This is a genomic window from Microcystis wesenbergii FACHB-1317, assembly GCF_014696875.1.
Classification (GTDB): domain Bacteria; phylum Cyanobacteriota; class Cyanobacteriia; order Cyanobacteriales; family Microcystaceae; genus Microcystis; species Microcystis wesenbergii_A.
In genome coordinates this window covers 1-25386 of the sequence record NZ_JACJQV010000155.1, presented here as the reverse complement: position 1 = coordinate 25386, position 25386 = coordinate 1, and the positions used below count along the sequence as shown (strand labels likewise).

Sequence of the window (25386 nt, the reverse complement as noted above, 5' to 3'; positions counted from 1 at the left end):
TTTCTCAGAACAAATATCTGAAAAATTTTTAAAATGCCTTGCTTTGCTTGCCCCGTAAGCGATTGAAGACAGACAAACAAGGAATCAAACTAGAGAATGAATCAGCCCTACCCCGATGTCGGGGGGGCAGGGGGGGTGGGGGGTTAGGGGTGAGGGCAATTAACCATCTCTGCCATTACTTGTGAAAAATGGTATCACATCTGACAACTCACATCTGATAACTGATAAAAAGGGCCGAATCTAAAACCTAATTGGTTAAGCTAAAAGCTTTGATGTGCTTAGTTTCTAACCTTCTTTTTAGGTAGGAGAATTGCCAGATTCTGTCTTCTGCACGAGTGCCTGTTGCCCCTTGCCTTCAGAAGCTGATAACTGAAATCCCCAACCCCCAACCCCGATCGAGAAAAAAATTTTTTCTGTACAGGGAATCCTTAAAATAGAAAAGGGAACCCAAAACCAAGTTGCCGGTATTGTTTCCCTGGGCATGGCGGCGCAGTTTATAGAATTTAGCTGGAATTTATGAATCATTTTCTGCATTCTTTCACTGTTTTTCCTGATTCTGCCCGAAAATCTCGCTCTTACTCCCTCGGTAAACTGCGACGACCGTTAATCTTCCTGTTTACCGTCGGTTGTCTGACTAGCGTGGTCGGTTATCGTTTCTATAATCAGCCGAAATTGGCCGTCGGGACTATTTCCCCCGTCACGATTATCGCCCCCGAAGATGCCCGTTTTCAAGACCAAGAAACCACCGCCCTCAAACGCCAAAAAATTCGGGCTGGACTGCTTCCCCGGCTGAAAAGAGACCCCCAAATCACTGCCCAGATCGAGCGATCGCTACGGGACACTTTAGGGCAATTAAGTCAAATTAGCCCAATTTTGCCAAAAAATTCGATTTTAATGAGCAGAACTATTTCTAACGCCACGCTGGGAACGCTGCTCACCTTTTCTGCCGCTCAATGGTCAACTCTACAAAGCGGACTCAACCATAAAGAATCTTTTGCAAAACCCTTGACAAAAGAGCAGGAATATGCTATGCAGGAAATCCAAGCCTATGGTCAGCGCGTGACGAAGGGAAACTTTGAGCAATTTATCGATCGATTGGAGCAATTACGGCAATTATACGAGCAAACCAGCCAAAATTATCGGCATTCCAGCTTAAATAAACTCAAATATGCCGATCTGATCACAGTGGCCCAAATGGGCGATCGAGAGTGGCAAAACCTAGAAAAAGCCGTCCTGCAAGCGGGGCGCCGGATTTTGGTGCAAGGCATTCCCCCGGGTATTTCCACCAGTCACCTACAGGATACCATCGCCGTGCAGATTAGCAGCGATCGCCTAAGCCGTCGTCAGCAGTCTTTAGCCGAAAATATCCTTCTGGCGGCCCTAGAGGGACAAACGAACCTGATAGAAGATCGAGAGGCAACCAAAGAACAAGCCACTAAAGCAGTGGAAGCGGTAGATATGGTCATGTCTAACGCTCAAACCGGTCAAATTATCGTTAAAGCAGGCGAAAAAATTACTCAAGCTCAGTTTGTTCTCATCGATGGCTTTGGTTTAAGCGAACGGGGCATTAACTGGATGGGTTTAGGGTCAACGGCAATCCTTGTCACCGGCGCGATCGGGACTTTTTGCCTCGTTTCCCAGCGTCTCCATCGGCCCCTGCGTCACCGGGATTTTCTTCTCTTGGGTTTACTAAGTTTTACCACACCGATCCTAGCGATCGCCCATATTCCCTTTACCAATCTGGCAGCCGTGGGTTTATTAGTCAGCAGTTTCTACGGCCCGACTTTGGCCGTCACCCAAGTCCTCTTAACTGCCGGTCTTTCCCTATTCAGCATCCAAGGCATCAGCGCCGATTTAATCGCCGGGACGATGGGGGGACTATTAGCGGCGATGATAGCGGCAAAATTGCGCTCCCGGGATGAATTATCGCTCCTAGGAATGGGAATCGGAGTCAGTCAAGGGGGTGTTTATCTGCTCACCTACCTAATCGTTAGCGCCACGGCCAGCACGGTCATCTATACTCTACTACCCACGGCGCTCGTCTATGGTCTATCGGGGATAGCTTGGACGGTAATCGCCCTAGGATTATCCCCCTATTTGGAACGCTGTTTCGATGTGGTGACTCCCATTCGTCTGGTGGAGTTGTCCAATCCTAATTGTAGTTTGCTCAAACGTTTGGCCACGGAAGCACCGGGTACTTTTCAACATACCCTTTTTGTCGCCTGTTTAGCTGAAGCGGCCGCCCGAAAACTGCACTGTAATGTGGAATTAATTCGCACGGGAACCCTTTATCACGATATCGGGAAAATGCACGATCCCCTCGGTTTTATTGAAAATCAAATGGGTGGCCCGAATAAACACGATGAAATTAATGATCCCTACGTCAGCGCCGAGATTATTAAAAAGCACGTTAGCGAAGGGTTAGTCATGGCCCGCAGACACGGTTTACCGCGAGTGGTCCGCGATTTTATTCCCGAACACCAAGGCAATCTCTTAATTTCCTATTTTTATCAGCAAGCTTTGCAAAAATCCGCCCAAAATGGTCAAGAAATCGTCGATGAGGCGGCCTTTCGCTACGATGGTCCGATTCCCCAATCGCGAGAAACGGCGATCGTCATGTTAGCCGATAGTAGCGAGGCCGCTTTGCGATCGCTAAAGGAGGCCTCCCCAGAACAAGCCATGGATATGATCAAAAAGATTTTTCAGGCCCGATGGCGCGAGCAACAATTAGTAGATAGTGGTATTCGTCAAGAGGAATTACCAATTATTGCCGAGGTTTTTGTGCAAGTTTGGCAACAATTCCACCATCAACGCATTGCCTACCCGAAAGCAGTTTTAGAAGTCTCCTCAGCCGAAAAAATATGAAAAAAGATACTTGGCTAAATCGGTTACAATTTCTCTACGAACAAGATGAACATCTCTGGTTGACTGAAACAATTAAACTCCTCAAGGCCAATCGTCTAGCTGAGTTGGATATTCAACATTTAATCGAGGAGTTGGAGGCTTTGAGCAAACGGGATAAAAATCGAGTTGAGAGTTTTTTAAGACAGATAATTATTCATCTTTTGCTGTGGCAATATTGGTCAGAAGAATTTGAATTAAATCATCGGCATTGGCAAGGAGAAATAGCCACTTTTAGAGTTCAGCTAAATGGATATTTAAGCACAAATCTAGAAAAATATCTCCTAGGTAACCAAGAAAAAATCTATCAAGATGCCGTTTTTATTGTCGGGCAAAAAACTGAAATATCTCCTCACAATTTTCCTCTAAATTGTCCCTATTCCCTCGAACAAATGCTTGATAGGCATTGGTTGCCAGAGCGAAATTAGTTAAATCCCACAGCTAAAAATCAAGGATAATTACCAAAATGCTACTAATTACTCTCAACGAAAATACTTTATCTTTATCTCCGGGCAGTCAAGTTATTTTTCCCCATCAGACTTGGGAAGATTACGAAAGATTGCTGAGTTTACGTCTCCAAAAAACCTATCCCAAACTCTATTTTAATCGCAAAACTCAAGAAATTCGGCTTATGTCTCCCCTACCAAGTCATGGCAAACGTATCAATCTTTTAAGTGATTTAGTAAAAATTATCCTCCGTCGTCAAGGTAAAGACTGGGAATGTTTTGATCCGATTACCTTGAAAATGCCGGGAGAAGCAGGAGTAGAACCAGATACTTGTTTTTATATTGATAATAGACAGGCAATTTTAGGCAAAGAAAGAATTGATTTAACTGTTGATCCTCCTCCCGATTTAGCTATAGAAGTGGATTTTACTTCTCTGACTGATGTAGGAGCTTATCAATTGCTAAAAATCCCCGAATTGTGGGTTTATCGTCGGGAAGAATTAAAAATATATCTGTTCAGAGAAGACAGTTATCAAGAAAGGGAAAATAGTTGTCTCTTTCCCGATATAAATATCAAGAAACTTTTCCCCTATTATGTTGAATTAGGCTGGAATCAAGGTTCTAGTCTTGCTTTACGTCAATTTGAAGCTTTAGATAATTTTAGTTAATAATCAATGCTGGTTATGGTGGTTTTCTCAACTAGACTCAGTGAGACTAACGATTAGAAGTCATTCCAGTCTGTTAGTAATTGCTCTTGGGTTTCCTGAACAAGTTTTTGCATTGGCGTTGTAATAAACAAGAGAGGGGCTTATATTACCCAAAAAATCTCAACGGACAACATCAAATAAATTTATTTTTATCAATTCAAATACTAGAAGAAACAACTCTAGCAGTTATCTTAAGGGTGAGGTACGAAGTCTCTAGTTTTAGGAAACACTGGAACTAGAGATGATGCTAAATCCCGTCATTTCGTCGCTACCACAATTTGGGCATTTTGTCAAAAAAAATTTGACTTTGCAACAAAACTACACAAAAATTAGATCAACGTTGTTAGGCAAAAAAGGGATAATTGGCGAAAGTGTTTGGTTTGGCTAAAAGGGAAAGTCTAGATTTAGCAATGGTTTCAAGGCAAGCTAGACCTTGAAAACTTCAAAAAAGCACAGAAAAGCTCACCGTAGCATAATGCAAAATTATACCAGAATCGCTGGAAGTATTGCAACCTCGTAAATAAATAGAAATTATTCTCAATAAATTCTTGAGTAAAAATAAATATTACCAATTGTCAATTTAAATATTTTTAAGTATTGAAGGTATTTACATATAAAATACTTATCATTTTGACCCGATCGCCGCTCACTTGTCGCTGCCCACAGTAATCACTGGGTAGATATACTTGATACTGTCATAATCTGAGATTTATTAAACTTCTGAAATCGGAGAGTGAGCAAGGAATCAAGTTCTTTTTTATGTTTAGAGTTCTTGCACAATTAATTTTTGAGAGTTCAAAAATGAGAAAAATAGTCATAAAATTGCATAAAATACATAAACAGAGCATTTAATTAATACTCCTCACCTAAGGTCAGATTTTTGACTTTTGCCAGAGGTCTTATGATTAACTCCTAAGTTATGGTGTTTCTTCCATCTCCCCACTTGTCACTTCCGTTCAGACCTCGGCGTGAGCTTTTGTCGAACGCAAAAGCTCACGGACGAAGCCCACTTCCCACTCTCCTACACTTTTTAAACAGGATTTAGTATAATCTCATACTACTCCTAATCACTTCTTATCTCTTGACAATGACCTTAAAAACCGATCACGGTAAAAGCCATCCCGTCGGTGCGACTGTCTTGGCCGATGGTGTCAACTTCTCACTATTTTCTAAGTATGCCACTGCCATAGAATTATTATTATTTGATGATGCCAATTCCCCGCAACCTAGTCAAATTATTCGTCTGAATCCCCAAGAAAATCGCACTTTTTTCTATTGGCATATTTTCGTTCACGGCATTGGAGTCGGTCAAGTGTATGCTTATCGAGTCTATGGTCCGGATAATCCGGCCCAGGGTCATCGCTTCGATCCTGATAAAGTAGTTCTCGATCCCTATGCGAAAGCGATTGTCGGTGCGGAAATTTATGATCGACAAGCTGCCAGCGAAAAAGGCGATAATTGTCATCGAGCTTTGCGGGGTCTGGTAGTGGATCCAGGCCGCTACGATTGGGAAGATGACGCACCGCTACGCACTCCCTACTCTGCCAGTTTGATCTACGAAATGCACGTCGGTGGTTTTACTCGTAACCCGAATTCCGGGGTTAGCGAGGAAAAAAGAGGTACTTTTGCGGGATTAATCGAAAAAATACCCTATTTGAAAAACCTAGGCATTACTGCCGTGGAATTGTTACCGATTCATTACTTTGATCCCGCTGCCGCTATGCCAGGGTTAACTAACTATTGGGGTTATAGCACGATCGGCTTTTTTGCGCCCCATGCCGGTTACAGTAGCGATCGCTCACCCCTGGGTCCTTTGAATGAATTTCGAGATCTGGTGAAAGCTTTACACAAAGCGGGGATCGAAGTGATTCTCGATGTGGTTTTCAATCATACCGCCGAGGGGGACGAAATCGGGCCGACTCTTTCCTTGAAAGGTATCGATAATCGCACCTACTACATCCTCGATGCAGAAGATAAAAGCATCTATAGCAACTATACCGGCTGTGGTAACACCCTCAAGGGCAGTCATCCGATTGTGGGCAAAATGATTCTCGATTGTTTGCGCTATTGGGTGTCGGAAATGCACGTCGATGGTTTTCGCTTTGACCTAGCGGCCGTATTATCGCGCAATGTGGACGGGGAACCGATCCTGCAAAAAGGTTATAACATGATCTGGGCGATCGAATCGGATCCGGTCTTAGCTGGGACAAAATTAATCGCCGAAGCTTGGGACGCAGCAGGATTGTATAGTGTCGGTCAATTTGTCGAATTTGCCGATTGGTTTTCCGAGTGGAATGGTCCTTTTCGCGATGATGTGCGCGCTTTTGTCCGGGGAGATGCCGGCATAGTCAGCAAATTAGCGGCGCGGATTTTAGGAAGTCCCGACATATACCACAGACCCGATACCGATGTCAATAGAAGTATAAATTTTGTTACCTGTCACGACGGCTTTACCCTCAACGATCTAGTTTCCTACGACGAGAAACACAACGAGGCTAACGGCGAGAAGAATCGGGACGGTTGCAACCATAATTTTAGCTGGAATTGTGGGATAGAAGGGGAAACCAATAACGAGAGGATTAAAACCCTGCGACTGCAACAAATAAAAAATCTCTTAACGATCCTGTTTATTTCCCAAGGAACACCTATGCTGTTGATGGGGGACGAAGTGCGACGCACCCAAAAGGGCAACAATAACGCCTATTGTCAGGATAACCAGTTAAGTTGGTTCGATTGGAGTGCGGTAGAGCAAGAGTTCGATCTTTGGTGTTTCGTAAGGAGACTGATCGATTTTAATAAAAAATTAGCTCTTTTCCGTCAAGAAAAATTGCTAGAAGTCACCTATACCAGTCTTGAACCCCATCTCAGTTGGCATGGCGTACAGTTGAGTAAACCCGATTGGTCGGAAGATTCCCGCAGTTTAGCTTTTTCCCTGCGTCATCCCAAGGCGAACGAGTATTTACACATTATGCTCAACGCTTACTGGGAATCTCTCAACTTCCAGTTACCACCCTTGGGACAAGGGGAAAAATGGCATCGCGTCATCGATACTGCTGGGCAATTGTCCGAGGCAGCCTGTGATTTAGATGCCGCCGCCGCTATTGAATCAGAAACCTATCAGGTGCAAGCGCGTTCGGCGGTAGTTTTAATCGTTAAACCAGTATAACAAGGGGAGAGATATTGCCCGATCGACCGATGTTGAATGCTTTAACTAATGAACAATGGCATCAATTCAATCGTCAAGTGGAAAAACGTTATTTATTTGCGGAGCAATAGCTGAAATGATGCGGCTTTCATTAGCGAAACGGGTATCGATTCTCTCTTTGTGTTTAATGGGTTTTTCCCTGCCTTGGACTCCGTTCAGCGCTTCACCAGTACAGGCGAACCTAGAACCGACTGCGATCGCTATTGGTGATCCCGTTCGGGAAGAAAAGCAAGCTCGGCAGTTAGTAGAATGGTTGGGAACTAAACAATACGACAAAGTTATTGCAGCTTTGTCACCCCAACTAAAACCCCTCTGGACTGCCGAAAAATTGCAAAAGGTCTGGGAAAGCCAAGTTACTGACAATACTGGACCGTTTAAGCGCATTGTCAAAAGCAAGCTACTCGATGCTATCAATGCCAATCTGGTGATTGTCACCGTTGAATTTGAGAAAGTTACCGACGATGTGATAGTTACCTTTAACCGGTCCGGTCAGATAGTTGCCGCCGATTTTCCCGAATTTCGCAGTATTTCTGAGATTGGCACCGCTTTTGTCACGGCTTTGGTCAATAAAGACTACGGCCTGGCCCGAGGTTTTTTACATCCTCTCCTGAAAGCGGAAGTTTTCCCCACCAGAGTACAAGGCGCTTGGGAGAATTTACTTAAGCGTACCGGCCCCGTGCGTCGGATCGTGGGAACTCAGGTCAGAAAAGGCTCGGATACGGACGGTGTGGATCTGGTGTTGGTGACGATTAAATTTGAAAAACTGACGGATACCTTAATCCTCGTTTTTGATGATCAAAAGCAGATTGTCAACGTGGATTTCCCTTTAGGCAATTAGTAATCAGCCGAAATTACCCCGTAAATTGAGTTGGAGACGATAAGTTATGTTAGATAAAATCGAAGTTCCCATCGAAGCGATCGCAGCTAGGGAGATTCTAGATTCCCGCGGCCGTCCCACGATCGAAGCGGAAGTGCTGTTAGAATCGGGGGCGCTCGGTTTGGCCCAGGTTCCCAGTGGTGCTTCTACGGGTAGTTTTGAGGCCCACGAATTACGCGATGATGATCCCCAGCGTTACGGTGGTAAGGGTGTCCTGAAAGCGGTTCGCAATGTCCACGAAAAAATCGTCCCGGTTTTGCAGGGGATGAATGCTTTCGACCAAGCTAGTATCGATTTAGCTATGATCGATCGCGATGGCACGGCCAATAAACGAGAATTAGGGGCTAATGCTATCCTAGCCGTCTCTCTGGCTACGGCCAAAGCAGCGGCGGCGGATCTGGGATTGCCTCTCTATCGTTATCTCGGTGGCCCGATGGCCAATGTGCTACCCGTCCCAATGATGAACGTGATTAATGGTGGTTCTCACGCTGATAATAACGTCGATTTTCAGGAGTTTATGATCTTCCCCATCGGGGCCGATTCTTTTAAGGAAGGTTTGCGTTGGGGGGCGGAAGTATTCGCCGCTTTGGGTAAGGCCTTGCACGAACGCAAATTACTGACCGGTGTGGGCGATGAGGGCGGTTATGCTCCGAATTTGGCTTCAAATCAGGAAGCTTTGGATATTTTGATCGAATCGATCGAACGTGCTGGTTATAAACCGGGGTCGGAGGTGGCTTTAGCTATGGATGTGGCCGCCAGTGAATTCTATCGGGATGGTCAATACATCTACGATGGTTCTGCCCATTCTCCCGCCGAAATGGTGGATTTTTTGGCTAGTTTAGTTGATCGCTATCCGATTATTTCTATTGAAGACGGTTTACACGAGGAAGATTGGGATAACTGGAAATTATTGACCGATAAACTGGGGGCGCGGATTCAGTTGGTGGGCGATGATTTGATGGTGACTAATCCCATCCGTCTGCAAAAAGCGATCGATCTGGGTATTGCTAACTCGATCCTGATCAAACTCAATCAGATCGGTTCTTTGACGGAAACCCTACAAACGATCGCCCTGGCTACCCGTCACGGTTATCGTTCTGTCATCAGTCATCGTTCCGGAGAAACGGAAGACACCACAATCGCAGATCTGGCGGTGGCTACTAATGCCGGACAGATTAAAACCGGTTCTCTCAGTCGCAGTGAACGGGTGGCTAAGTATAATCGCTTATTACGCATCGAAGCAGAATTAGGCGATCGGGCGGTGTACGCGCCGAAAGTCGGTTTGGGTCCAAAATTCTTGGCCTAAAATTTGAAAAAAGTCTTGCACTGATCGAAAAAGGGTGTTATAGTAAAGACACTGATAACTGATAACTGGTCACTGACTATTGTGGTACTTCGCTGAAACCCTTTTCGGCGAAGTATTTATTTTTGGCCTTTTTCTGCACGAAGGTATGATTTTGGGATCAAAGGTGTTATACTAAGGGTACTGATAACTGATAACTGGTCACTGACTATTGTGGTACTTCGCTGGAACCTTTTTCAGCGAAGTATTTATTTAAGGGGGTGTTGACCAGAGAGAGGACGATGGGCGCAGCGATAAAAGCCACTAAACCCTTAACCGCAAATCCAGGCACGAGAATCGAGGCTAACCAGAAACAAAAGCCATTGAGAACAAGGATAAAGCCACCGAGGGTGAGAATAGTAATCGGCAGGGAAAGCAGTCCTAGAATCGGTTTAACCAGTGCGTTAACTAAACCAATAACTGCCCCCGCAACCATGGCCACAATAAAGCTATCGACTTTAACGCCGGGGAAGATAATATCAACCACCAATAAACTCAGGGCAGTGGCAAGAATATTTAAAAGAATGCCGATCATGAATTTCTCCTTAATTTTTCTGCGATCACTGCCATTTTATGGCAAATTTAAGGAGAGCAAGCTTAATATAGAATTAAGATTCACTAAAGTCTTTTTGAGGTATGGACAATGTTTCTTCGCCTAGTTTGTGCGTTTTTTTTGCCGCCCTTAGCCGTATTTTTGACCACGGGACTGAGTTTAGCCTTTGTTATTAACATTATCTTAACTTTAATTGGTTATGTCCCCGGCATTATCCACGCTTTCTGGATTGTCTCCAAAGAAGCGGAGAATTCCTAGTTAGGAGCTGCTGAAAAAGTTTGTTGGTGGGGGCAAGGTGTGGGGTGTCGGCCGTGGAATTTTACCCATTTTCAGGGAAAAAATGTCTAAATTTTCCCCCGATCACTCCAATGGTCAGCACTTTTTGATGTCAAAAAAGTCTAAAAGTCTTATCCAACAAGGTTTTTAGATTTATTAAGCAAACCCTATCTAGATACTTAAAGACCGATTGAGGATAAAATACCTAGTTTCAATAGACAAGAGCTTATCTAATGGCAAGGAGAGAGTGAAACGGCTCTCTCCTTAATTATTGCTATTCGTCGTCGTCGCTGGCACCAACTTGCTTGAGATGAATATGTTTTCTCCCCAAAGTAATTTCAAATTCATCTCCCGGTTTAAGTCCCATTTTTTTGGTGTAGGCCGAACCGATCAGGAGATTATTATTAGATTGGACACTGATCCGGTAGCTGGCCGAGCGCCCACCTCGTCCGTGACCATTGGCACTGCTATCTAAGTCAATTCCCTCAGCATCGATTAAAGCATTGAGAAATTTCATCATATTAACGCGTTCAATACCATTTTTTGTCATGGTATAGTAGCCGCATTCCCGGGCTTTTTCCTCTTTGCTGAGGTTGCCTAGCTGTTTAACTTTCTCAATTAGTTCGAGGCCGGTCAGGGGTTCTGGATTAGTAGTTTTGTTCATTTAAGTTCGCGGTAGATAAGTAAAGGTTAGGGTCATCAAGGCCAGTCGAGGAGAATTGCTCCCCCTGACCAGAAACAATCGGGTTACGATTGCTCTCTACACTTATCTTACACGGTATAAACTAAAAATTATCACTTGCTTGAGGAAATTGATTGTAATTGATTAGACCCTATCTCTCGATCGAAATCTTAACAGAATTTATCAATGTTGATCGAGATGCCGGGGTAAGGGAGGTTAGCCTTTCTCTCATCAATGAGAGCAGGGGTAGGATAGAGATAAAGAGGTAAAAATGAGGGATAATGAAGCTAACAACTAGGGGTCACTATAGTGTTAAAGCCTTGCTGGATCTTAGTTTACAACCGAGGGGGACTCCCGTATCGGTAAAATCGATCGCCCTGCGTCAAGATATCCCGGCTGCTTATCTAGAGAAATTGCTGATAGAAATGCGACGAGCGGGGTTAGTTCGTTCCTTTCGGGGAGCGCAAGGGGGTTATCAATTGGCTAGGCCGGCAAATCGTATCTCGTTGGGGCAAATTTTGGAGGCAGTGGGAGAGACGATCGAGCCATTATCAGGCTATCATCCCAGGGACGAACAGGCAGAAGATTGGGTGACATTTACTATCTGGAAACACCTCCACGAGAAATTAAAAGAGGCCCTGGGGAAGATTACCTTAGCGGATTTATACTACGATGCCCGTAGCTGGATCGCCGCTAGGGGAGAGGAAACCAGCTTTATCGTTTAGTAGTTTAGAAGTTATGACAACAACAAAACAAGCAAAGATTTATGGGGGGGGTTGTCACTGTGGAGCGATCCGTTTTCAAGTGGCGATCGAGCATGATCAAGCTCTAGACTGTAATTGTTCGATTTGTCAGAAAAAAGGCTTTCTGCATCTGATTGTTCCCTCAGCACAATTTACCCTCCTAAGCGGTGAAGATTTCTTAAGTACTTATACATTTAATACCCACACAGCCCAACATTATTTTTGTCGTGTTTGTGGTATTCATCCTTTCTATCGTCCCCGCTCCCATCCTGACGCTATAGACATAAACCTGCGCTGTTTGGATGGCAATGTCTTGGAAGATTTTCAGAGCCAGTTCTTTGATGGAGCTAACTGGGAAGACAATATTGAGAAAATTCGGGATATCGATGGGAAAAGGGAGTAATTGTGAAGGGAACGGCAACGGCGATCATTTTAGTATTAGGGGCAGTTTTAGATTATCTGATCGGCGATCCCTGGGGATGGATTCATCCAGTGCAGGTGATGGGGGCGATTATTGCCGTTGCCACAAAAGTTATTCTTAATTGGACGCAGGAAAAAATTCGGCAACGTTTAGCGGGCATAATTCTGGGACTAGGTTTAATTATCTTGGCTGGGGTCTTAACTTGGCTAGGAATCCAATGGTTAGGTCAGGTCAATTTGCTGCTGAGTTGCCTAGTACAAGTGATTCTCTTGGCTAGTTGTTTAGCCGGTAGAAGTTTACGCCGGGCTGCCGAAACAGTCATCGCACCTTTACAAGCGGAAAATATCACCTTAGCTCGTTGCCAACTAAGTTTATACGTTGGTCGCGACACAGATAATCTCGGCCAGGAAGAAATCCTCCGCGCCCTATTAGAAACCGTCAGTGAAAATGGTGTGGATGGAGTTACCGCGCCGCTTTTTTATGCCCTTCTCGGTGCTTTTCTGGGGGTGGGACCAGTACCCCTCGCTTGCGCTTATAAAGCCGCTAGTACCCTCGATTCGATGATTGGCTATCGTCGGCCACCCTACACCCATATTGGCTGGTTTAGTGCCAAAAGCGAGGATGTTTTGACATGGCTACCCTGTCGTTTGACAGTCTTAACTCTCGCCCTAATTTCGGGCCAGCCAGGGCGGGTTTTCAGCATTTGTTGGCGCGATGCCCGTCGGGATCCTAGTCCTAATTCTGGTTGGAGTGAATGCGTCTATGGGGCGATTTTGGGGGTGCAATTGGGGGGGAAAAATCAATATCGGGGCCAGATTGTGGAAAAACCCTTATTGGGGGATAACCTCAACCCGATTACTGTCAAAACCGTCGAACAGGCTTTGAATTTAACTCGTACTTGTGTATTACTTTGGTTGGCGATCGCTGTTAGCGGCTTAATTGCTAGAGATTTTGCTCAATTTTAGCGACCAGAGGCGACGGCGTTGACGGGATTGACGCTGCCAGTAACGGATAATCAGGGAGAAGGTCAAGAATAGGGATTGCAGTATCTGTATCTGTCCGCAGAGGCGTTGATAGTTTTGTCGGAGATGATAGGTTTTCGCTCCGGCGATGACAATATATTCTGGAGCGGGGTAAAAAATGTGGTGTAAACGTCGTTCCACCCGGTTTAAAATTTTGGTCACTCGCCCTAAAATCCGCCGCAATTGCCACAATTTCCAGACTAGAAAGCAATTAAATAAAGTTAAGCCTAGATTGAAGCCGAGGACAAAAAAGAACATGATCGAGGCGATGGTCGAGTTATGCCAATTTTAGCCTAGATTTCCGACTTGAAAGTGTCGGGGAAAGAAATCTAAGACTAAATCCGTTGAGTAACGCACAGAAAACGGGTTTCTCCGAGAAACCCGTTTTCTAGTTTTCTACTCATGCAAAAGGCAAAGATTTAGCGTCCGAGAGCGTGTAATCCGTTAATAATTTCGGCACAGCGCTCGGTAACTGCCTGTAAAGCTTCTCTTTTGCTAGAAATCGGTGGCGGTAGCACTTCCCCAATGCGAATAGTTAAGGGAATACTATGGGGAAAAGAAGAACCTTTTTGAAAAATCTTTTCTGTCCCCCACAAACTGACGGGTAACAGGGGAACTCCCGCTTTAGCGGCAATCATCGCCGCGCCTAGTTTTGGTTGATGGATCAATCCGTCCTCGGTGCGGGTTCCCTCCAGAAACACTCCTACTGCCCAGCCCGCTGCTAAGGCTGCCATCGCCGCCCGAATTGCCCCGCGATCACCACTGCTGCGTTTAACGGGATAGGCCCCGTAAAGAGCGATCGCCTGTTTTAAAATCGGGATGGTGAATAATTCCTCTTTAGCCATATAAGCTACGGGACGACGCACGGCACAGGATAATAGGGGTGGATCGAAGTAACTGGCGTGATTGCAGACGATAATCAGAGGATGACGCTGGGGGACATTTTCCACTCCGTAAACGCGACCGCGAAAATAGCCGTGTAGGGTGGGGCTAACGATCGACCATTTAAAGAGATGATATAAAACTAAACTGGCAAAAGGTTCTCGCTCTTGAGGCTGGTTCATGACTGACAACTGTTCCCTAGACATGGAAAAGCCCTTGGGAGTCTTGCCGTGTTTCGACCCCAAGGACTTTGCTTTCTTCTCACTCCTCACACAATCAAAATATATAGCAATTCATGGGTTAGGGAAGGGTTAAGCGTGCCGCTTTCTTAACTGGCATAATTACCTACCTAGGGTTTGCGGCAAAAAGTTTTTCCTAGGGGTAGGGTGTGGGGTGTGGGGTGTGGGGTGTGGGGTGTGGGGTGTGGGGTGTAGGGTGTAGGGTGTAGGGTGTGGGGTGTGGGGTGTGGGGTGTGGGGTGTGGGGTGATGGGGTGTAGGGTGTGGGGTGTGGGGTGATATCTTGTTCCCAGGTTCTACCTGGGAACGCTCTTTTCAGGTTCTACCTGAAGCATACATTAAGGCAGAACCTTGGTACAAGCAAGTTAAATTGATTTTATTTATCCATTTTTGCCTTGAGAAATTCTTCTAATTTCTTCATGTCTTCTTGACTAGGAGTAAGAGTAAATCTAGTTACACCTGATTCAGTTCGCATTCTATCCATATAAATTCTTAGGGCTTCATCATCTTCTCGATGGGAGAGGACATATTTTCTTAATTCTGGGCGAGACATTTGGTAAAAATCAGGTTGATGATTCATCTTCAAACTCCACATTAGTGAGCAAGATGCTCACATTACTATTTTCATCATACCGAAATAGATAAATATCGGTATAGAAGTTAGACAGGGTTTGACACATTGTTCTCCTTCAATTAGTTCTGTTAAAACTTTTTGTCCTTCTTGATTATCTCCAGCTAGAGACAAGATAAAGGCTTTCGGTTGACGCAATCTGGTATCTTTTTCCCCATCTCCTATTTGCAGAAGATTCAAGAAAATTCGCTTGATTAAAGTTTTCTCTGTTTCTGTTCGCTCCTGCTGCGGTGAGTCTTTTTCATAATCCCTATATTGATAGACTTTATCAGCTTGACAATTTAACGCTCCTACTATCCCACCTATCGCCTCATAAGTATCTAAAGTCAGCCGATGTTCTGCCTCATCTCGTTTCTGCCAAAGCTGGGTTAAAGCAAACTCTAATAAGGGTAAAAATCCTTGTTCTTTTTCGTCGATATCTTCGAGGATTTTATCGCACAATTCTATCGTAACGTCATGGACTTGCCGCTTGGCTGGTTTCATGATTGCTTCCCTCAAATATGATCCCCTGAGAGTTGACAGATATTCAGCATTATTTTGAATTATTTGTCGCAGAGAATCATAAGACAAACAAGGTTCAATGAAATCCGCCCTCATGGTAGCAACAACTGCTAGGGGAGAGTCAGGAATTGTGGCAACTTGAGTAATCAATTCAATAAAGCGATCGCGCTGTTCTGCTAAAGCAAAAGTGAATAATTCCTCAAACTGATCCACCACCAGCAAGGATTTGTGTTCGCGGGTAAAAAGCTCTAATAGCGGTTTTAAGTCTTGATTATTGATACATTTATCCAGCAATTGTTCGCTATCTGGAAAACAGTCTAACAGTAGGCTTTCTAACTTTGACAACGGCTTCAATCCGGGCTTGATCGGTTCGAGAATTTGCCATTTAGATTCTTCCAAGCAGGGCATCAATCCCGCCAGAACTACCGAAGATTTACCACTTCCAGAAGCACCAATCAGAGGGACAAAATTTAGCCGATCCAGCTTAGATTTGATGTCGTCCACCACTCGCTTGCGTCCGAAGAAAAATGGGCGTTCCTTCTTAGTAAACGCCAGCAATCCTTGATAGGGACAGCGCAATTCTCCCTTCTCATCTAGTAACGGTTTCACCTCTTTAACTTGAGGTTGCGCCCCATATTTGACCAGAATTAGCGATCGCCCAACTCCCATGCGAATCGGTTCTTGACCCTTCCCGCGCAATTCCCGCGAAACGAAATCAAACAGGCGATCGGCACTAATTTCTCCCGTTTTTAGGTCAGCCTGTTGTGGGGACAGTCCTTTGAGTAAGGCGGCGGTGAACAAACTGTATTCCTCATCTTCCCAAGCCACCTGTTCTGACCGACAGGCGGTGATTAGGAAGTAATCTTGCTTCTCATTAAATGCTGAGAGGCTAGGTTCTAGCAAAGTGCGATTTAATTCCCGATTTTCGGGCAATAACGCCCCCGCATGGCAACAGTCTAGCATTACTACCAGATTACTCAAACTAGAACGCCGTAATAAAGGATTGAGTTCTCGGTCTAAAGAAATGGCATTTTTGCCGTCGGGTTGGCTATCGGAGGTGGCGAGATAGGCTTCCCCGTCACCGATGCGATTGATCAGGCGAAACCCGTGTCCTGAAAAGTAGATCAAGACTTCTTGATTTTTGGTCTGCTCTCCCGATAAAATTTGCTGTAAGGCCTGCAAGACTTCATTCCCCGTTACCTTTCCTGGAACAACTTCGTAGCGTTTTTCTGCGGCAATCCAGCGATTGGGTAGGCGTTCTACATTGGCAAATGTCCCAGTATTCTCCAAGAATTTAGCAACAGCTTCCGCATCTTTGGCGGGTTTACTCAAAGATGGCAGGAAATTGGGGTTATCGTAATGGTTAATGCCGATGACAAGGGCGTAGCGAGTCATAGACAGTCAGCAAGGGATAGAAATGTTTTTTATGTTAGGTTATTTTTTGGTAAACTGCAAGGAAAGCATAGGCCCTCTCTTAGATAATCTTTTCTTATCATCACAAGTATGGGAGAGCTAGGAAATAGTTAAGAAAAAAGTTAATTTTCAATTTCTGCATTATTTATGACTCGACTAACTCCGATCCAAATTGACGAAAACACTCTGATTTATATAGAGTCCACCGATGACCTAGAAATTCCTGCCGAGACAGTAAAAACCGAGGGAAGAGTTGCTAAAGGGGGAACTTCTATACCAGATAAACAGCAAATTTTGCAGAATTTTCAGACAATTGAAGATACAATTCGTACTTACACTACTTACACTTTAAACGCTTTTCGCAATTTAGCCATTGCCAACATTGAGGAAGTCACTTTACAATTTGGTGTCGAAATCGGCGGCGAGGTAGGAATCCCTTATATTACTAAAGGAACCGCTAAAAGTAATTTAAATATTACGGTTAAGTGTACCTTTCCTAAGCCGCCGAACTCGTCTGATTGATGGTTCAATCTTTAACGTTTTCTGGTTTTTCCGTATATTCCCAAAATAAGAGAGCCAAATAATCTTGATTAAGGTCTCTGGTCTTGATTTTGGGGATAACTGGGGAATAGATCTCTGGGGAAATCCTCGGCACTTAAACAGGTTTGTAAAGCTTGGGAGGGATTATTTTTGTCCGCACCACGACTGACAGCGATAACGCACTCGGAAAAGCGGCCGGGTAATAAACTTTGACGACAGGAATCTAAAACCTGTTTAGAAATCCCTAATTTATCAGGTTCCTTGGCTGTTTCCGTTTGTTTGAGGGAATTAGCGGCAAACAAGGGGGCAGCGCGATGGATATCGACCACACAGTGACCTAGGTCGATGGGACGACGCACTTGAAAACAAGCTTGCAGGGCCAGATTACCATCGATCGGGGTTTTGGATTTAATCATCACCACACACCGGGATAATTCTTTAGGAATTAATGCTTCTGAACAAGCGGTGGCGGCATCTTGGGGACTCACCCCCGTGCGGACAATCTGACTGATACAGGCACTAAATTGATTATTGTTGCCAAATGCGATCGCTGTTCGGTTCATTTCTACTAAGCCAAGGGAAATAGTAGCGATCGCGCTCCAACTAGCAATTTTTTTAATATGGTTTTTCATTGTTTGCTCACACCCAAGATTTTAAGGCTAACTGGCCTTGATCTTAACAGATTCACGGGGAACAGGAAACAGGGAGATGGGGGAAGGGAGAAGGGAGAAGGGAGAAAAAAGGCTGACTACTGGCCCCTGACTCCTGACTCCTGACTCCTGATTCCTGACTCCTGACTCCTAAAACCCAAGGGCCAAAATTAGTATTCTGGTACAGTGGAATCGACTTCGCGACTCCAGGCGCTGATACCACCTTTGACGTTAATTCCTTCGATACCTGCGTCTTTGAGGATAGCGAGGGCTTTAGCGGAACGTCCCCCCATCTTACAATGGGCGATAAGACGATAACCGTTGACTAATTCCTTAATTTTGGGAATTGCCGCACCATTTTCGATATCGGGTAGGGGAATTAGCACCGAGTTGGGGATATTAGCGATTTGGTACTCGTTGGGATTACGCACATCGATGAGAATGTAATCATTGGCATTGCTGTCAATTAGTGCTTTTAACTCTACTACGGTCATTTCTGTCATTTTTTGCTGTTCTGCTGCTTCTTGTGCTTTTGCTTGCGGAATACCGCAGAATTGTTCGTAATCAATTAGTTTTTCAATGACGGGACGGATAGGATTCGGACGCAATTTTAACTCGCGGAATTTCATTTCCCAAGCATTGTAAAGCAGTAAACGACCACTGAGGGTATCCGGAGCGCCGAGGATAATTTTAATGGCTTCTGTGGCTTGAATTGTGCCGATTACTCCGGGTAAAACCCCTAAAACGCCGCCTTCGGCACAGGAGGGAACCATCCCCGGTGGTGGCGGTTCGGGATAGAGATCGCGGTAGTTGGGACCGCCTTGGTAGTTAAAAACGGTTGCCTGTCCTTCAAAGCGGAAAATTGAGCCATAGACGTTGGGTTTGTCGAGAAGAACACAAGCATCATTAGTCAGATAACGGGTGGGGAAATTATCCGTCCCGTCGATAACTACATCATAGGGGGCTAAAATGTCAAGGGCATTTTCGGAACTTATGCGGGTTTCGTACAAATCCACCTGACAATAGGGGTTAATTTCTAGAATTCTGTCCTTAGCGGAAACAATTTTCGGTTTGCCTACCCAAGAAGTGCCGTGAATAATTTGACGTTGCAGATTGGAACTATCGACGATATCGAAGTCAACAATACCGATTCTACCGATGCCAGCCGCCGCTAGATAGAGTAAAAGCGGGGAACCGAGTCCCCCGGTGCCGATGCAGAGAACACTGGCGGCTTTTAGTTTTTTTTGACCTTCTAAGCCCACTTCGGGCAGAATAATGTGTCGAGAGTAGCGTTGAACCTCCTCTTTGGAAAGTTCGATCGCCGCGAGATTAGGATTTAGCATAGATTGGGTAAATAGTGAAACCTGACTCGATTCGGGCAAGAATTTCGTCTCAGCACGATTTAGAGACAAAAATCAGGAAGACTCGATCGCTTCCTGTTTTTTCAATTCTTTCTATGCTTATGATAGTGTGAGGGTCTGGCTCCCTGTTGTTAATATTAGTTAACTTTCCCCTGCTACTTGGGCGCGGTATTCACTAGCGGAGAGGGTATCAGCCAAGGCAGTATCGGGATTTTCTACCCGCACTTTTAATAACCAACCCTCCCCGTGGGGATCATCGGCAATTAATTCGGGGGAGTCAATCATCGCTTGATTGCGATCGACTACGGTCCCCGAGACGGGAGGATAAAGATCTTCTACCGCTTTTACCGATTCGATCGTGCCGAAACTACTACCTACTTCCAGCGCCTCTCCCAATTCGGGCAATTCTAGAAACACGATATCACCCAATTGATCGACGGCAAAAGCACTAATTCCCAAGGTAGCGATTTCACCTTCGAGTCTGACGTATTCGTGGGTTTCTAGGTATCTCAAATCCTCGGGATATTCCAGTTCCATCGTCTGTCTCTAAATATTTACAGCATCAGTTAGTTTACTAGATCTCTTGGGGAAAATGTTCATCGGCTAGGGCTGTTTTATTGCCGATCGCTACCTAGACAAAATTAATTACACCGATCGAACCCTGATTAAACAGCTAGAATTGGTCTAGGTTGATCGGGGAACGCCACAGAACACTGGAAAAGTAAGGGTTAGCCGCTTTTTTAGCTCACTTAACAATACCCAGTTTAAATGCCTCCTAGCTTACTTATGTTAAATCCCATCTTAGATCCTCGTGGTGGCGAACATCAAACCATAAGAGCCTTTTTTGAGCCAAAAACCATCGCTGTGGTGGGATTTAATCGCCAAAATCCCCAACTCGATCGCACTCTTTTAAATAATCTCTATGATAATCCCGGTCAGCACCGTCTTTATCTAGTTAATCCTCACCCCGAAAACTGGCTCGATCTTCCCACCTATAGCAGTTTAGAGGATATCCAGGCGGCGATCGATCTGGTAATTATCACCGCCCCTGCTCCCGAAATTCCCGCTATTATCGCCCAATCTGTCGAAAAAAAGGTTAAATGCGCCCTGATTCTCTCCACGGGTTTTCGGGAAACTGGACAGATGGGGGAAAATTTACTCAGGGAAATTAAAGCGATCGCTGGTCAAAAATTACGCATCATCGGTCCCCATAGCTCGGGAATCTGCAATATAAGCCAAAATCTTAACGCCACCTTTTCCCCCATCCTGCCGAAAACTGGTTCAATTGCCCTGATTAGTCAAAGTGGGGCGATCGCTGCTGCCGTGCTTGATTGGAGTTTAAGCGAAAATGTCGGTTTTAGTCACTTTATCTCCCTCGGAGTCCTTTTAGATGTGGATTGGGGCGAATTACTCTATTATTTGGGAGACGATCCCCAAACCAAAAGCATCGTTATCTACCTGGAATCCCTGAATAATGCCCGCTCTTTTCTGTCCTCAGCCCGAGAAGTTGCTCTAAATAAACCAATTATCGCCATTAGTCGCCACAGTACCGACTTTGACCCCACTTCTCTTTCCCATGCTGGCAAATTAACCAGCGATCAGCTAACTCTCTCCGCTGCCTTTGCTCGTTGTGGCATCGTGGAAGTACAAAGACTGGCCGATCTCTTGAATATCACGCAAGTTTTAGCGAAAATTCCCCGATTTCCCCGGGGAAAACGCTTGACAATCATCAGCAATGGTGTTGCTCCCGCTCTTTTAGCGGCCTCGGCTTTACTGGCGGAAGATGGACAACTGGCAACCCTTACCCCCGCAACGATCGAAAAATTAGCGCCTCTTGTTCCCGCAGATATCGTCCCCCAAAATCCCATCGATCTGCGTCGCGGCAGCGATCCCGATAGCTACGCTCGCGCCCTAGAGATCGCTTTAGCGGATGCACATACCGACGCGGTGTTGATGATTCTCTCGCCTCGCTTTAACACCGATCTGCGAGAAATTGCCCTTAGAATTGCCTCAATCGCTCAAAATAGCAAAAAACCCATTTTAGCAAGTTTGATGGGGGGAGAGGGCATTGCAGAGGGATTAGCGTTATTAAATCAGCAGGGTATCCCCACCTATCGCTATCCCGATTCGGCGGCCCGGGTGTTTAATTTGCTCTGGAAATATGAGGAGAATCTGCGCGGTCTTTATCAAACGCCAATTTTAACCAATTCTCAGGAAAATGGCTCCGATCGAGTTTTAGTGAGCCAGATTATTGAGCAAGCAGGGGATAGAACAATTCTCAGTGAGCTAGAGTCTTTAGAGCTACTGAAAGCTTATGGAATCCCTGTTATTGTCACTAAAGTCGCCGAAAGTGCCGCAGAAGCAGTTAATCTCGCTGAATCTCTCGGTTATCCCGTGGTGATGAAACTGCATTCGAGGACGATTATCCATAAAAGCGCGGTGGGTGGGGTACAATTGCCGCTTTTTTCCCCTAGGGCAGTGGTGCAAGCGTATCAGGCGATCGAAGCTAATGTTAGCGCACAAGTGGGTGGGGAGCATTTTCTCGGGGTGAGTATTCAACCGATGTTAGAGATCGATCGAGGATATGAGTTAATTATCGGCTCTAATTACGATGATCAGTGCGGACCGGTGATAATTTTCGGCACTGGTGGCCGTTTAGTCGATATTTTTCAAGATTACGCCACCGCTCTACCTCCTTTAAATACTAATCTCGCTCGCCGACTTTTAGAAAAAACCAAGATTTATCGGGCTTTTAACGGGACAAATGGGCTTAAATCGCTTAATTTAGCGAATTTGGAGCAAATAATCGTGAGATTTAGTCACCTGGTCAGTGAACAACCTCGCATTAAAACTATCGATATTAATCCCTTTTTTGCCGATTCAGAGCAATTAATCGCTCTTTCCGCTTCTATCCTTCTTCATCCTCGAACTACACCCCCAGAAAAGTTATCTCATCCGGCGATTCGTCCCTATCCCGAACATTATATAGGGCCTTGGACGACGAAAAGAGGCTTAAAAGTGCTAATTCGTCCGATTCGGGCAGCGGATGAGCCTTTAGTGCGACAATTTCACCATTATCTCTCGGAAGAAAGCATTTATTATCGTTATTTTCATCTTGTCAATCTCGATCGCCAAACCGCTTATGATCGTCTTACGCGCATTTGTTTTATCGACTACGATCGAGTAATGAGCTTAGTGGTAGAGATTAATAACGATCAGACGGAAGAACCAGAAATTATCGCTATAGGACGCTTAAATAAACTGCACGGCGTTAATGTGGCGGAATTTGACCTATTAGTTAGGGATGACTATCAAGGTCAGGGTATTGGTACAGAATTACTACAGCGTTTAGTCACTATTGGCAAAAAGGAAGGATTAGACGGAATTGAAGGGGAAATTTTAAGTGATAACCGCGCTATGCAGATGATAGCCGCTAAAGTGGGGTTTTCTCTCTATAAAACTGCCGATTTTGTCAAAGCGGAACTTGAATTATGAAGCCTTTTTTTGATCAGCTGATCAGGCAATGGCCAGATAAATGGCTCTTCTGGTTTCTGTGTGGAAACGAGATCTATACTGATAGAATATCCGCAAAATAGTCTTAAAAGTCTTGTCCAGTAAGCATTTCACGATTCCATAAGCAAAAATTATCACACAAAGCCGAGAAGAGCCGATAAATTTTGGCAAACTTATTATATAATTCTCACAGGCTAAATTACTTTCATGGTGATTGATCAGATTAGCCTAGTTATTGTTTTCCTTCCTAGAGGCTGAATCGGTAGTTGTCCTGAAGGTAGTATAACAGCATAAAAATAGATAAATACTGGAGAATTTAGCACAATGAAACTACGTTACTATAAACTGCCTAAGGGCGAGAGGAACTTTGGAGATGAGCTTAATCCTTGGCTTTGGGAAAAACTGATTCCTGGTATTCTAGATGAGGATGCTAGTGTTGCCTTTGTGGGTATTGGTAGCCTAATTAATAATGGTTTACCACAAAAGACAAGATATGCTCGTAAAATCGTTATTTTTGGTACAGGTGTCGGCTATGGAAAAGGGGTGCCAAAGATCGATGAATCTTATACAATTTATTGTGTTAGAGGATTACTTTCGGCTCAAGCACTAGGCATTTCTGAGAAACTAGCGATCACTGATGGTGCTGTCTTAATTCGTCAAGTTTTTTCTAATCAAGCCCCAAAGAAATATCGTTTTTCTTATATGCCTCATTATGAACTTGCGGGCAAAGGATGGGAAACCGTTTGTCAAAAATTAGGGTTTGGTTATATAGATCCTAGATGGTCTGTAGAGCAAGTTTTATCAAGTATTAGTGAGACAGAAATTTTATTAGCAGAAGCTCTAAGTACAGGACAAAAAATAATTTCTTCTCTGGCAAAAATGGTTCCAAGCTTTATCTGGAGAGACTTTCGGGATTATGTTCCAAAAGTGCTACCGTGCAAGGCTTTCAAAGATTTTGTCCTGTACTGAGGCAGAAGCTATGCACGGTGCTATTATTGCTGATGCCCTTCGCGTACCTTGGCTGCCAATTACTACTAACTCCAGTATTCTTGCTTTTAAATGGCAAGATTGGTGTTCCTCGATCGGTGTAGAATATCAACCTATTCGGATGAAAAGATTACATCACCCCAAAGAAAGTCTCGATATTCTAACTCCTTTTCGGACAATTAGAGATTGGAATCGCCAAAAAGAAGCTGCTCAAGCTCTGAAACAAGCAGCCCTGTCTCGGTCTCCAGTTTTGAGCAAGGATTCTCGCCTTGAAATGTTAACTAATCAACTAGAGGAAAAACTTCAAGACTTTAAAAAAGATGTAGCAAATGGTTGATTTTCTCGCTCAGAATGAAGGCGGTAATTGGGGAAAAGATTTTCATGATTATCTCCTATTACCACCAGCACTAAATTAATAAATTGGCAAGATATCTAATTTTCAGTCGCAGAAATCTTAACTCTTGAGCGCATTGATTTTTCAGCTTATTAATTTTGGCAGATAAGCGAGATTGTTTTTCAATTTCAAGCCTTTGTTTATCTAGTTTCTTAATCGTTTCTTTGAGATGGTCAGGTATAGATTCTCTCTTATAGAACATTCTGTCCTTATAAGCATCAAAAATCTGATGTCGCTCTGATTCATTGGGATAGCCAGTATCGTAGTGATAAACTGGCCAACCAGCTAAATTCGACGCTATGCCCATAGCCTCTCCTTCGCCCGCAAAAACTCGATTATTTTCCATATAATCCCTGATTTCTCGCCAATATTGCAGAAATTGCTCTGCTTGATTATTTTGCTCGTCTCGACAAACAACAAATATCCACTCTGAGATAAATTTACATTCTTCTATAGAAAATTGATATTTTTCTGCTAGTTCGTAAATTAGCCTAGATGACTGCTGCCCAGAATTTTTGGTCACATATCTTTTCAGGTCATGACAACTTTTTGCCGTTAGGCCAACTTGCCAGTGACGAGATGCCGTAATATCCGTTAGTAGGCGACAATCAGCATCCAGAAAAATACAACAGTTAAAACCTTGTTTGAAAGATGCTGCGATACAGTCGAGTTTATCGTGGTAAATTCCTACGGATTGAATTTCATGTTTTATTGGTATAACCGAATCCATACCAACAAATATCTGAGGATTATCAGTAAGAACGACAAAAGGCGTATCTGGTGAGTAGTGGTGAATATCTTCTGCAAGTTGTAGGGCGTGTTTCCTGTATTTAGAACCTATGGCTAAGGTTGTCAAGCATATTTTTTTCGGCTCTTCGGGAATTGTTATGCAAATAATTAACTTAAAATAAAATTCGATGAGAGTGCCTACGCCCAAAAGTAGCTGAAACTCATATAGGGAAGGACTTAAGGCATAAACAGGTTAATACCAAAAGATAGACAATCGAGTTAAGATTTGATATAATAGCCAAAAACGAGATTATTTTACTTATGATACTTGACAAATTTTTGAACCTACAAGGAACCTGTATTCAAGGCTAT

The 25386-nt window shown here is 44.2% G+C and carries 26 protein-coding genes; 14 read left to right on the top strand and 12 right to left on the bottom strand.

Going from position 1 to position 25386, the window contains the following annotated elements:
• Nucleotides 1-297 precede the first annotated feature (297 nt).
• Nucleotides 298-525, bottom strand: a complete 228-nt coding sequence (locus H6F92_RS13380; protein ID WP_206755592.1) for a hypothetical protein — start codon at nt 523-525, stop codon at nt 298-300.
• Between H6F92_RS13380 and H6F92_RS13375 the strand changes: the two genes are divergently transcribed.
• The 6 genes from H6F92_RS13375 (at nt 517) to eno (ending at nt 9442) form a co-directional block, all read left to right on the top strand.
• Complete coding sequence (locus H6F92_RS13375) at nt 517-2865, top strand: HD family phosphohydrolase (RefSeq protein WP_190358258.1); 2349 nt, start codon at nt 517-519, stop codon at nt 2863-2865. The two genes, H6F92_RS13380 and H6F92_RS13375, sit on opposite strands and share 9 nt — an antisense overlap.
• Entirely contained in the window at nt 2862-3329 is a 468-nt protein-coding gene (locus H6F92_RS13370; protein ID WP_190358256.1) for a DUF29 domain-containing protein, read from the top strand. Before H6F92_RS13375 ends, H6F92_RS13370 begins: the two co-directional genes overlap by 4 nt.
• A 38-nt stretch (nt 3330-3367) precedes the next feature.
• A complete protein-coding gene (locus H6F92_RS13365) occupies nt 3368-4015 on the top strand; it encodes a Uma2 family endonuclease (protein WP_190358254.1) in 648 nt (215 codons plus the stop codon).
• Between the two features lie 1126 nt (nt 4016-5141).
• Complete coding sequence (gene glgX, locus H6F92_RS13360) at nt 5142-7220, top strand: glycogen debranching protein GlgX (protein WP_190358252.1); 2079 nt, start codon at nt 5142-5144, stop codon at nt 7218-7220.
• A gap of 115 nt (nt 7221-7335) precedes the next feature.
• The gene (locus tag H6F92_RS13355) at nt 7336-8097 is read left to right on the top strand and encodes a DUF3887 domain-containing protein (RefSeq protein WP_190358250.1); all 762 of its coding nucleotides are present in this window, start codon (nt 7336-7338) and stop codon (nt 8095-8097) included.
• 46 nt (nt 8098-8143) lie between these two features.
• On the top strand, nt 8144-9442 hold the full coding sequence (gene eno, locus H6F92_RS13350; RefSeq protein ID WP_190358248.1) for a phosphopyruvate hydratase: 1299 nt from the start codon (nt 8144-8146) through the stop codon (nt 9440-9442).
• Nucleotides 9443-9647: 205 nt separating this feature from the next.
• Here the strand turns inward: eno and H6F92_RS13345 are convergent, their stop codons facing one another.
• Complete coding sequence (locus tag H6F92_RS13345; RefSeq protein WP_002768209.1) at nt 9648-10013, bottom strand: phage holin family protein; 366 nt, start codon at nt 10011-10013, stop codon at nt 9648-9650.
• 108 nt (nt 10014-10121) lie between these two features.
• On the opposite strand from H6F92_RS13345, the gene H6F92_RS13340 reads away from it, so the two are divergent.
• The gene (locus H6F92_RS13340; RefSeq protein ID WP_002757335.1) at nt 10122-10289 is read left to right on the top strand and encodes a YqaE/Pmp3 family membrane protein; all 168 of its coding nucleotides are present in this window, start codon (nt 10122-10124) and stop codon (nt 10287-10289) included.
• Nucleotides 10290-10581: 292 nt separating this feature from the next.
• Here H6F92_RS13340 and H6F92_RS13335 read toward each other — a convergent pair whose 3' ends face one another.
• A complete protein-coding gene (locus tag H6F92_RS13335; RefSeq protein WP_002798186.1) occupies nt 10582-10971 on the bottom strand; it encodes an AbrB family transcriptional regulator in 390 nt (129 codons plus the stop codon).
• A 299-nt stretch (nt 10972-11270) separates the two neighbouring features.
• Here H6F92_RS13335 and H6F92_RS13330 point away from each other — a divergent pair, with 299 nt between their 5' ends.
• Genes H6F92_RS13330 through cbiB form a run of 3 tightly spaced genes read left to right on the top strand, consistent with a single transcriptional unit; the run spans nt 11271 to nt 13118 of the window.
• Nucleotides 11271-11714: an Rrf2 family transcriptional regulator gene (locus H6F92_RS13330; RefSeq protein WP_002783777.1), complete on the top strand. Its 444-nt coding sequence runs from the start codon at nt 11271-11273 to the stop codon at nt 11712-11714.
• The gene (locus H6F92_RS13325) at nt 11662-12135 is read left to right on the top strand and encodes a GFA family protein (RefSeq protein WP_190358246.1); all 474 of its coding nucleotides are present in this window, start codon (nt 11662-11664) and stop codon (nt 12133-12135) included. Before H6F92_RS13330 ends, H6F92_RS13325 begins: the two co-directional genes overlap by 53 nt.
• Nucleotides 12136-12137: 2 nt before the next feature.
• On the top strand, nt 12138-13118 hold the full coding sequence (gene cbiB / locus H6F92_RS13320) for an adenosylcobinamide-phosphate synthase CbiB (RefSeq protein WP_190358244.1): 981 nt from the start codon (nt 12138-12140) through the stop codon (nt 13116-13118).
• On the opposite strand, the gene H6F92_RS13315 is transcribed toward cbiB, so the two are convergent.
• From H6F92_RS13315 to H6F92_RS13300, 5 genes are all read right to left on the bottom strand, one after another.
• Nucleotides 13089-13433: a hypothetical protein gene (locus H6F92_RS13315; protein ID WP_002768216.1), complete on the bottom strand. Its 345-nt coding sequence runs from the start codon at nt 13431-13433 to the stop codon at nt 13089-13091. The two genes, cbiB and H6F92_RS13315, sit on opposite strands and share 30 nt — an antisense overlap.
• Nucleotides 13434-13594: 161 nt before the next feature.
• Nucleotides 13595-14263: a lysophospholipid acyltransferase family protein gene (locus tag H6F92_RS13310; protein ID WP_190358241.1), complete on the bottom strand. Its 669-nt coding sequence runs from the start codon at nt 14261-14263 to the stop codon at nt 13595-13597.
• A 408-nt stretch (nt 14264-14671) separates the two neighbouring features.
• Nucleotides 14672-14875 carry a DUF6887 family protein gene (locus H6F92_RS13305; RefSeq protein ID WP_002758886.1) on the bottom strand — a complete coding sequence of 68 codons (204 nt, stop codon included), beginning with the start codon at nt 14873-14875 and terminating at the stop codon, nt 14672-14674.
• The gene (locus H6F92_RS27055) at nt 14859-14942 is read right to left on the bottom strand and encodes a hypothetical protein (protein WP_416338799.1); all 84 of its coding nucleotides are present in this window, start codon (nt 14940-14942) and stop codon (nt 14859-14861) included. Before H6F92_RS27055 ends, H6F92_RS13305 begins: the two co-directional genes overlap by 17 nt.
• On the bottom strand, nt 14906-16822 hold the full coding sequence (locus H6F92_RS13300; protein ID WP_242030128.1) for an nSTAND1 domain-containing NTPase: 1917 nt from the start codon (nt 16820-16822) through the stop codon (nt 14906-14908). The genes H6F92_RS27055 and H6F92_RS13300 overlap by 37 nt, the downstream gene beginning before the upstream one ends.
• Before the next feature lie 165 nt (nt 16823-16987).
• On the opposite strand from H6F92_RS13300, the gene H6F92_RS13295 reads away from it, so the two are divergent.
• Complete coding sequence (locus H6F92_RS13295; protein ID WP_069475301.1) at nt 16988-17362, top strand: CU044_2847 family protein; 375 nt, start codon at nt 16988-16990, stop codon at nt 17360-17362.
• Nucleotides 17363-17430: 68 nt separating this feature from the next.
• On the opposite strand, the gene H6F92_RS13290 is transcribed toward H6F92_RS13295, so the two are convergent.
• The 3 genes from H6F92_RS13290 to gcvH all read right to left on the bottom strand — a co-directional run bounded on the left by H6F92_RS13290 (nt 17431) and on the right by gcvH (nt 19928).
• Nucleotides 17431-18012, bottom strand: coding sequence for a hypothetical protein (locus H6F92_RS13290; protein WP_190358238.1), 582 nt, complete (start codon nt 18010-18012; stop codon nt 17431-17433).
• Nucleotides 18013-18200: 188 nt separating this feature from the next.
• Nucleotides 18201-19373, bottom strand: a complete 1173-nt coding sequence (moeB, locus tag H6F92_RS13285) for a molybdopterin-synthase adenylyltransferase MoeB (RefSeq protein WP_012266195.1) — start codon at nt 19371-19373, stop codon at nt 18201-18203.
• Nucleotides 19374-19532: 159 nt separating this feature from the next.
• Complete coding sequence (gcvH, locus tag H6F92_RS13280; RefSeq protein ID WP_002737085.1) at nt 19533-19928, bottom strand: glycine cleavage system protein GcvH; 396 nt, start codon at nt 19926-19928, stop codon at nt 19533-19535.
• Between the two features lie 249 nt (nt 19929-20177).
• Here gcvH and H6F92_RS13275 point away from each other — a divergent pair, with 249 nt between their 5' ends.
• The 3 genes from H6F92_RS13275 to H6F92_RS13265 all read left to right on the top strand — a co-directional run bounded on the left by H6F92_RS13275 (nt 20178) and on the right by H6F92_RS13265 (nt 24228).
• Nucleotides 20178-22886, top strand: a complete 2709-nt coding sequence (locus H6F92_RS13275) for a bifunctional acetate--CoA ligase family protein/GNAT family N-acetyltransferase (RefSeq protein WP_190358237.1) — start codon at nt 20178-20180, stop codon at nt 22884-22886.
• A gap of 342 nt (nt 22887-23228) precedes the next feature.
• On the top strand, nt 23229-23873 hold the full coding sequence (locus H6F92_RS25460; protein ID WP_199308214.1) for a hypothetical protein: 645 nt from the start codon (nt 23229-23231) through the stop codon (nt 23871-23873).
• Nucleotides 23860-24228 (top strand): hypothetical protein, encoded by a 369-nt coding sequence (locus tag H6F92_RS13265; RefSeq protein WP_190358234.1) that lies wholly within the window; start codon nt 23860-23862, stop codon nt 24226-24228. The genes H6F92_RS25460 and H6F92_RS13265 overlap by 14 nt, the downstream gene beginning before the upstream one ends.
• 70 nt (nt 24229-24298) lie before the next feature.
• On the opposite strand, the gene H6F92_RS13260 is transcribed toward H6F92_RS13265, so the two are convergent.
• Nucleotides 24299-25141 (bottom strand): hypothetical protein, encoded by an 843-nt coding sequence (locus tag H6F92_RS13260; protein WP_190358232.1) that lies wholly within the window; start codon nt 25139-25141, stop codon nt 24299-24301.
• Between the last annotated feature and the right edge of the window lie 245 nt (nt 25142-25386).

Excerpts from the sequence above, each read along its gene's own strand:
- H6F92_RS13375 (WP_190358258.1), top strand. The coding sequence starts at position 517 with ATGAATCATTTTCTGCATTCTTTCACTGTTTTTCCTGATTCTGCCCGA.
- H6F92_RS13380 (WP_206755592.1), bottom strand. The coding sequence starts at position 525 with ATGATTCATAAATTCCAGCTAAATTCTATAAACTGCGCCGCCATGCCC.
- H6F92_RS13370 (WP_190358256.1), top strand. The coding sequence starts at position 2,862 with ATGAAAAAAGATACTTGGCTAAATCGGTTACAATTTCTCTACGAACAA.
- H6F92_RS13365 (WP_190358254.1), top strand. The coding sequence starts at position 3,368 with ATGCTACTAATTACTCTCAACGAAAATACTTTATCTTTATCTCCGGGC.
- glgX (WP_190358252.1), top strand. The coding sequence starts at position 5,142 with ATGACCTTAAAAACCGATCACGGTAAAAGCCATCCCGTCGGTGCGACT.
- H6F92_RS13355 (WP_190358250.1), top strand. The coding sequence starts at position 7,336 with ATGATGCGGCTTTCATTAGCGAAACGGGTATCGATTCTCTCTTTGTGT.
- eno (WP_190358248.1), top strand. The coding sequence starts at position 8,144 with ATGTTAGATAAAATCGAAGTTCCCATCGAAGCGATCGCAGCTAGGGAG.
- H6F92_RS13345 (WP_002768209.1), bottom strand. The coding sequence starts at position 10,013 with ATGATCGGCATTCTTTTAAATATTCTTGCCACTGCCCTGAGTTTATTG.
- H6F92_RS13340 (WP_002757335.1), top strand. The coding sequence starts at position 10,122 with ATGTTTCTTCGCCTAGTTTGTGCGTTTTTTTTGCCGCCCTTAGCCGTA.
- H6F92_RS13335 (WP_002798186.1), bottom strand. The coding sequence starts at position 10,971 with ATGAACAAAACTACTAATCCAGAACCCCTGACCGGCCTCGAACTAATT.
- H6F92_RS13330 (WP_002783777.1), top strand. The coding sequence starts at position 11,271 with ATGAAGCTAACAACTAGGGGTCACTATAGTGTTAAAGCCTTGCTGGAT.
- H6F92_RS13325 (WP_190358246.1), top strand. The coding sequence starts at position 11,662 with ATGCCCGTAGCTGGATCGCCGCTAGGGGAGAGGAAACCAGCTTTATCG.
- H6F92_RS13315 (WP_002768216.1), bottom strand. The coding sequence starts at position 13,433 with ATGTTCTTTTTTGTCCTCGGCTTCAATCTAGGCTTAACTTTATTTAAT.
- H6F92_RS13310 (WP_190358241.1), bottom strand. The coding sequence starts at position 14,263 with ATGTCTAGGGAACAGTTGTCAGTCATGAACCAGCCTCAAGAGCGAGAA.
- H6F92_RS13305 (WP_002758886.1), bottom strand. The coding sequence starts at position 14,875 with ATGAATCATCAACCTGATTTTTACCAAATGTCTCGCCCAGAATTAAGA.
- H6F92_RS13300 (WP_242030128.1), bottom strand. The coding sequence starts at position 16,822 with ATGACTCGCTACGCCCTTGTCATCGGCATTAACCATTACGATAACCCC.
- H6F92_RS13295 (WP_069475301.1), top strand. The coding sequence starts at position 16,988 with ATGACTCGACTAACTCCGATCCAAATTGACGAAAACACTCTGATTTAT.
- H6F92_RS13290 (WP_190358238.1), bottom strand. The coding sequence starts at position 18,012 with ATGAAAAACCATATTAAAAAAATTGCTAGTTGGAGCGCGATCGCTACT.
- moeB (WP_012266195.1), bottom strand. The coding sequence starts at position 19,373 with ATGCTAAATCCTAATCTCGCGGCGATCGAACTTTCCAAAGAGGAGGTT.
- gcvH (WP_002737085.1), bottom strand. The coding sequence starts at position 19,928 with ATGGAACTGGAATATCCCGAGGATTTGAGATACCTAGAAACCCACGAA.
- H6F92_RS13275 (WP_190358237.1), top strand. The coding sequence starts at position 20,178 with ATGTTAAATCCCATCTTAGATCCTCGTGGTGGCGAACATCAAACCATA.
- H6F92_RS25460 (WP_199308214.1), top strand. The coding sequence starts at position 23,229 with ATGAAACTACGTTACTATAAACTGCCTAAGGGCGAGAGGAACTTTGGA.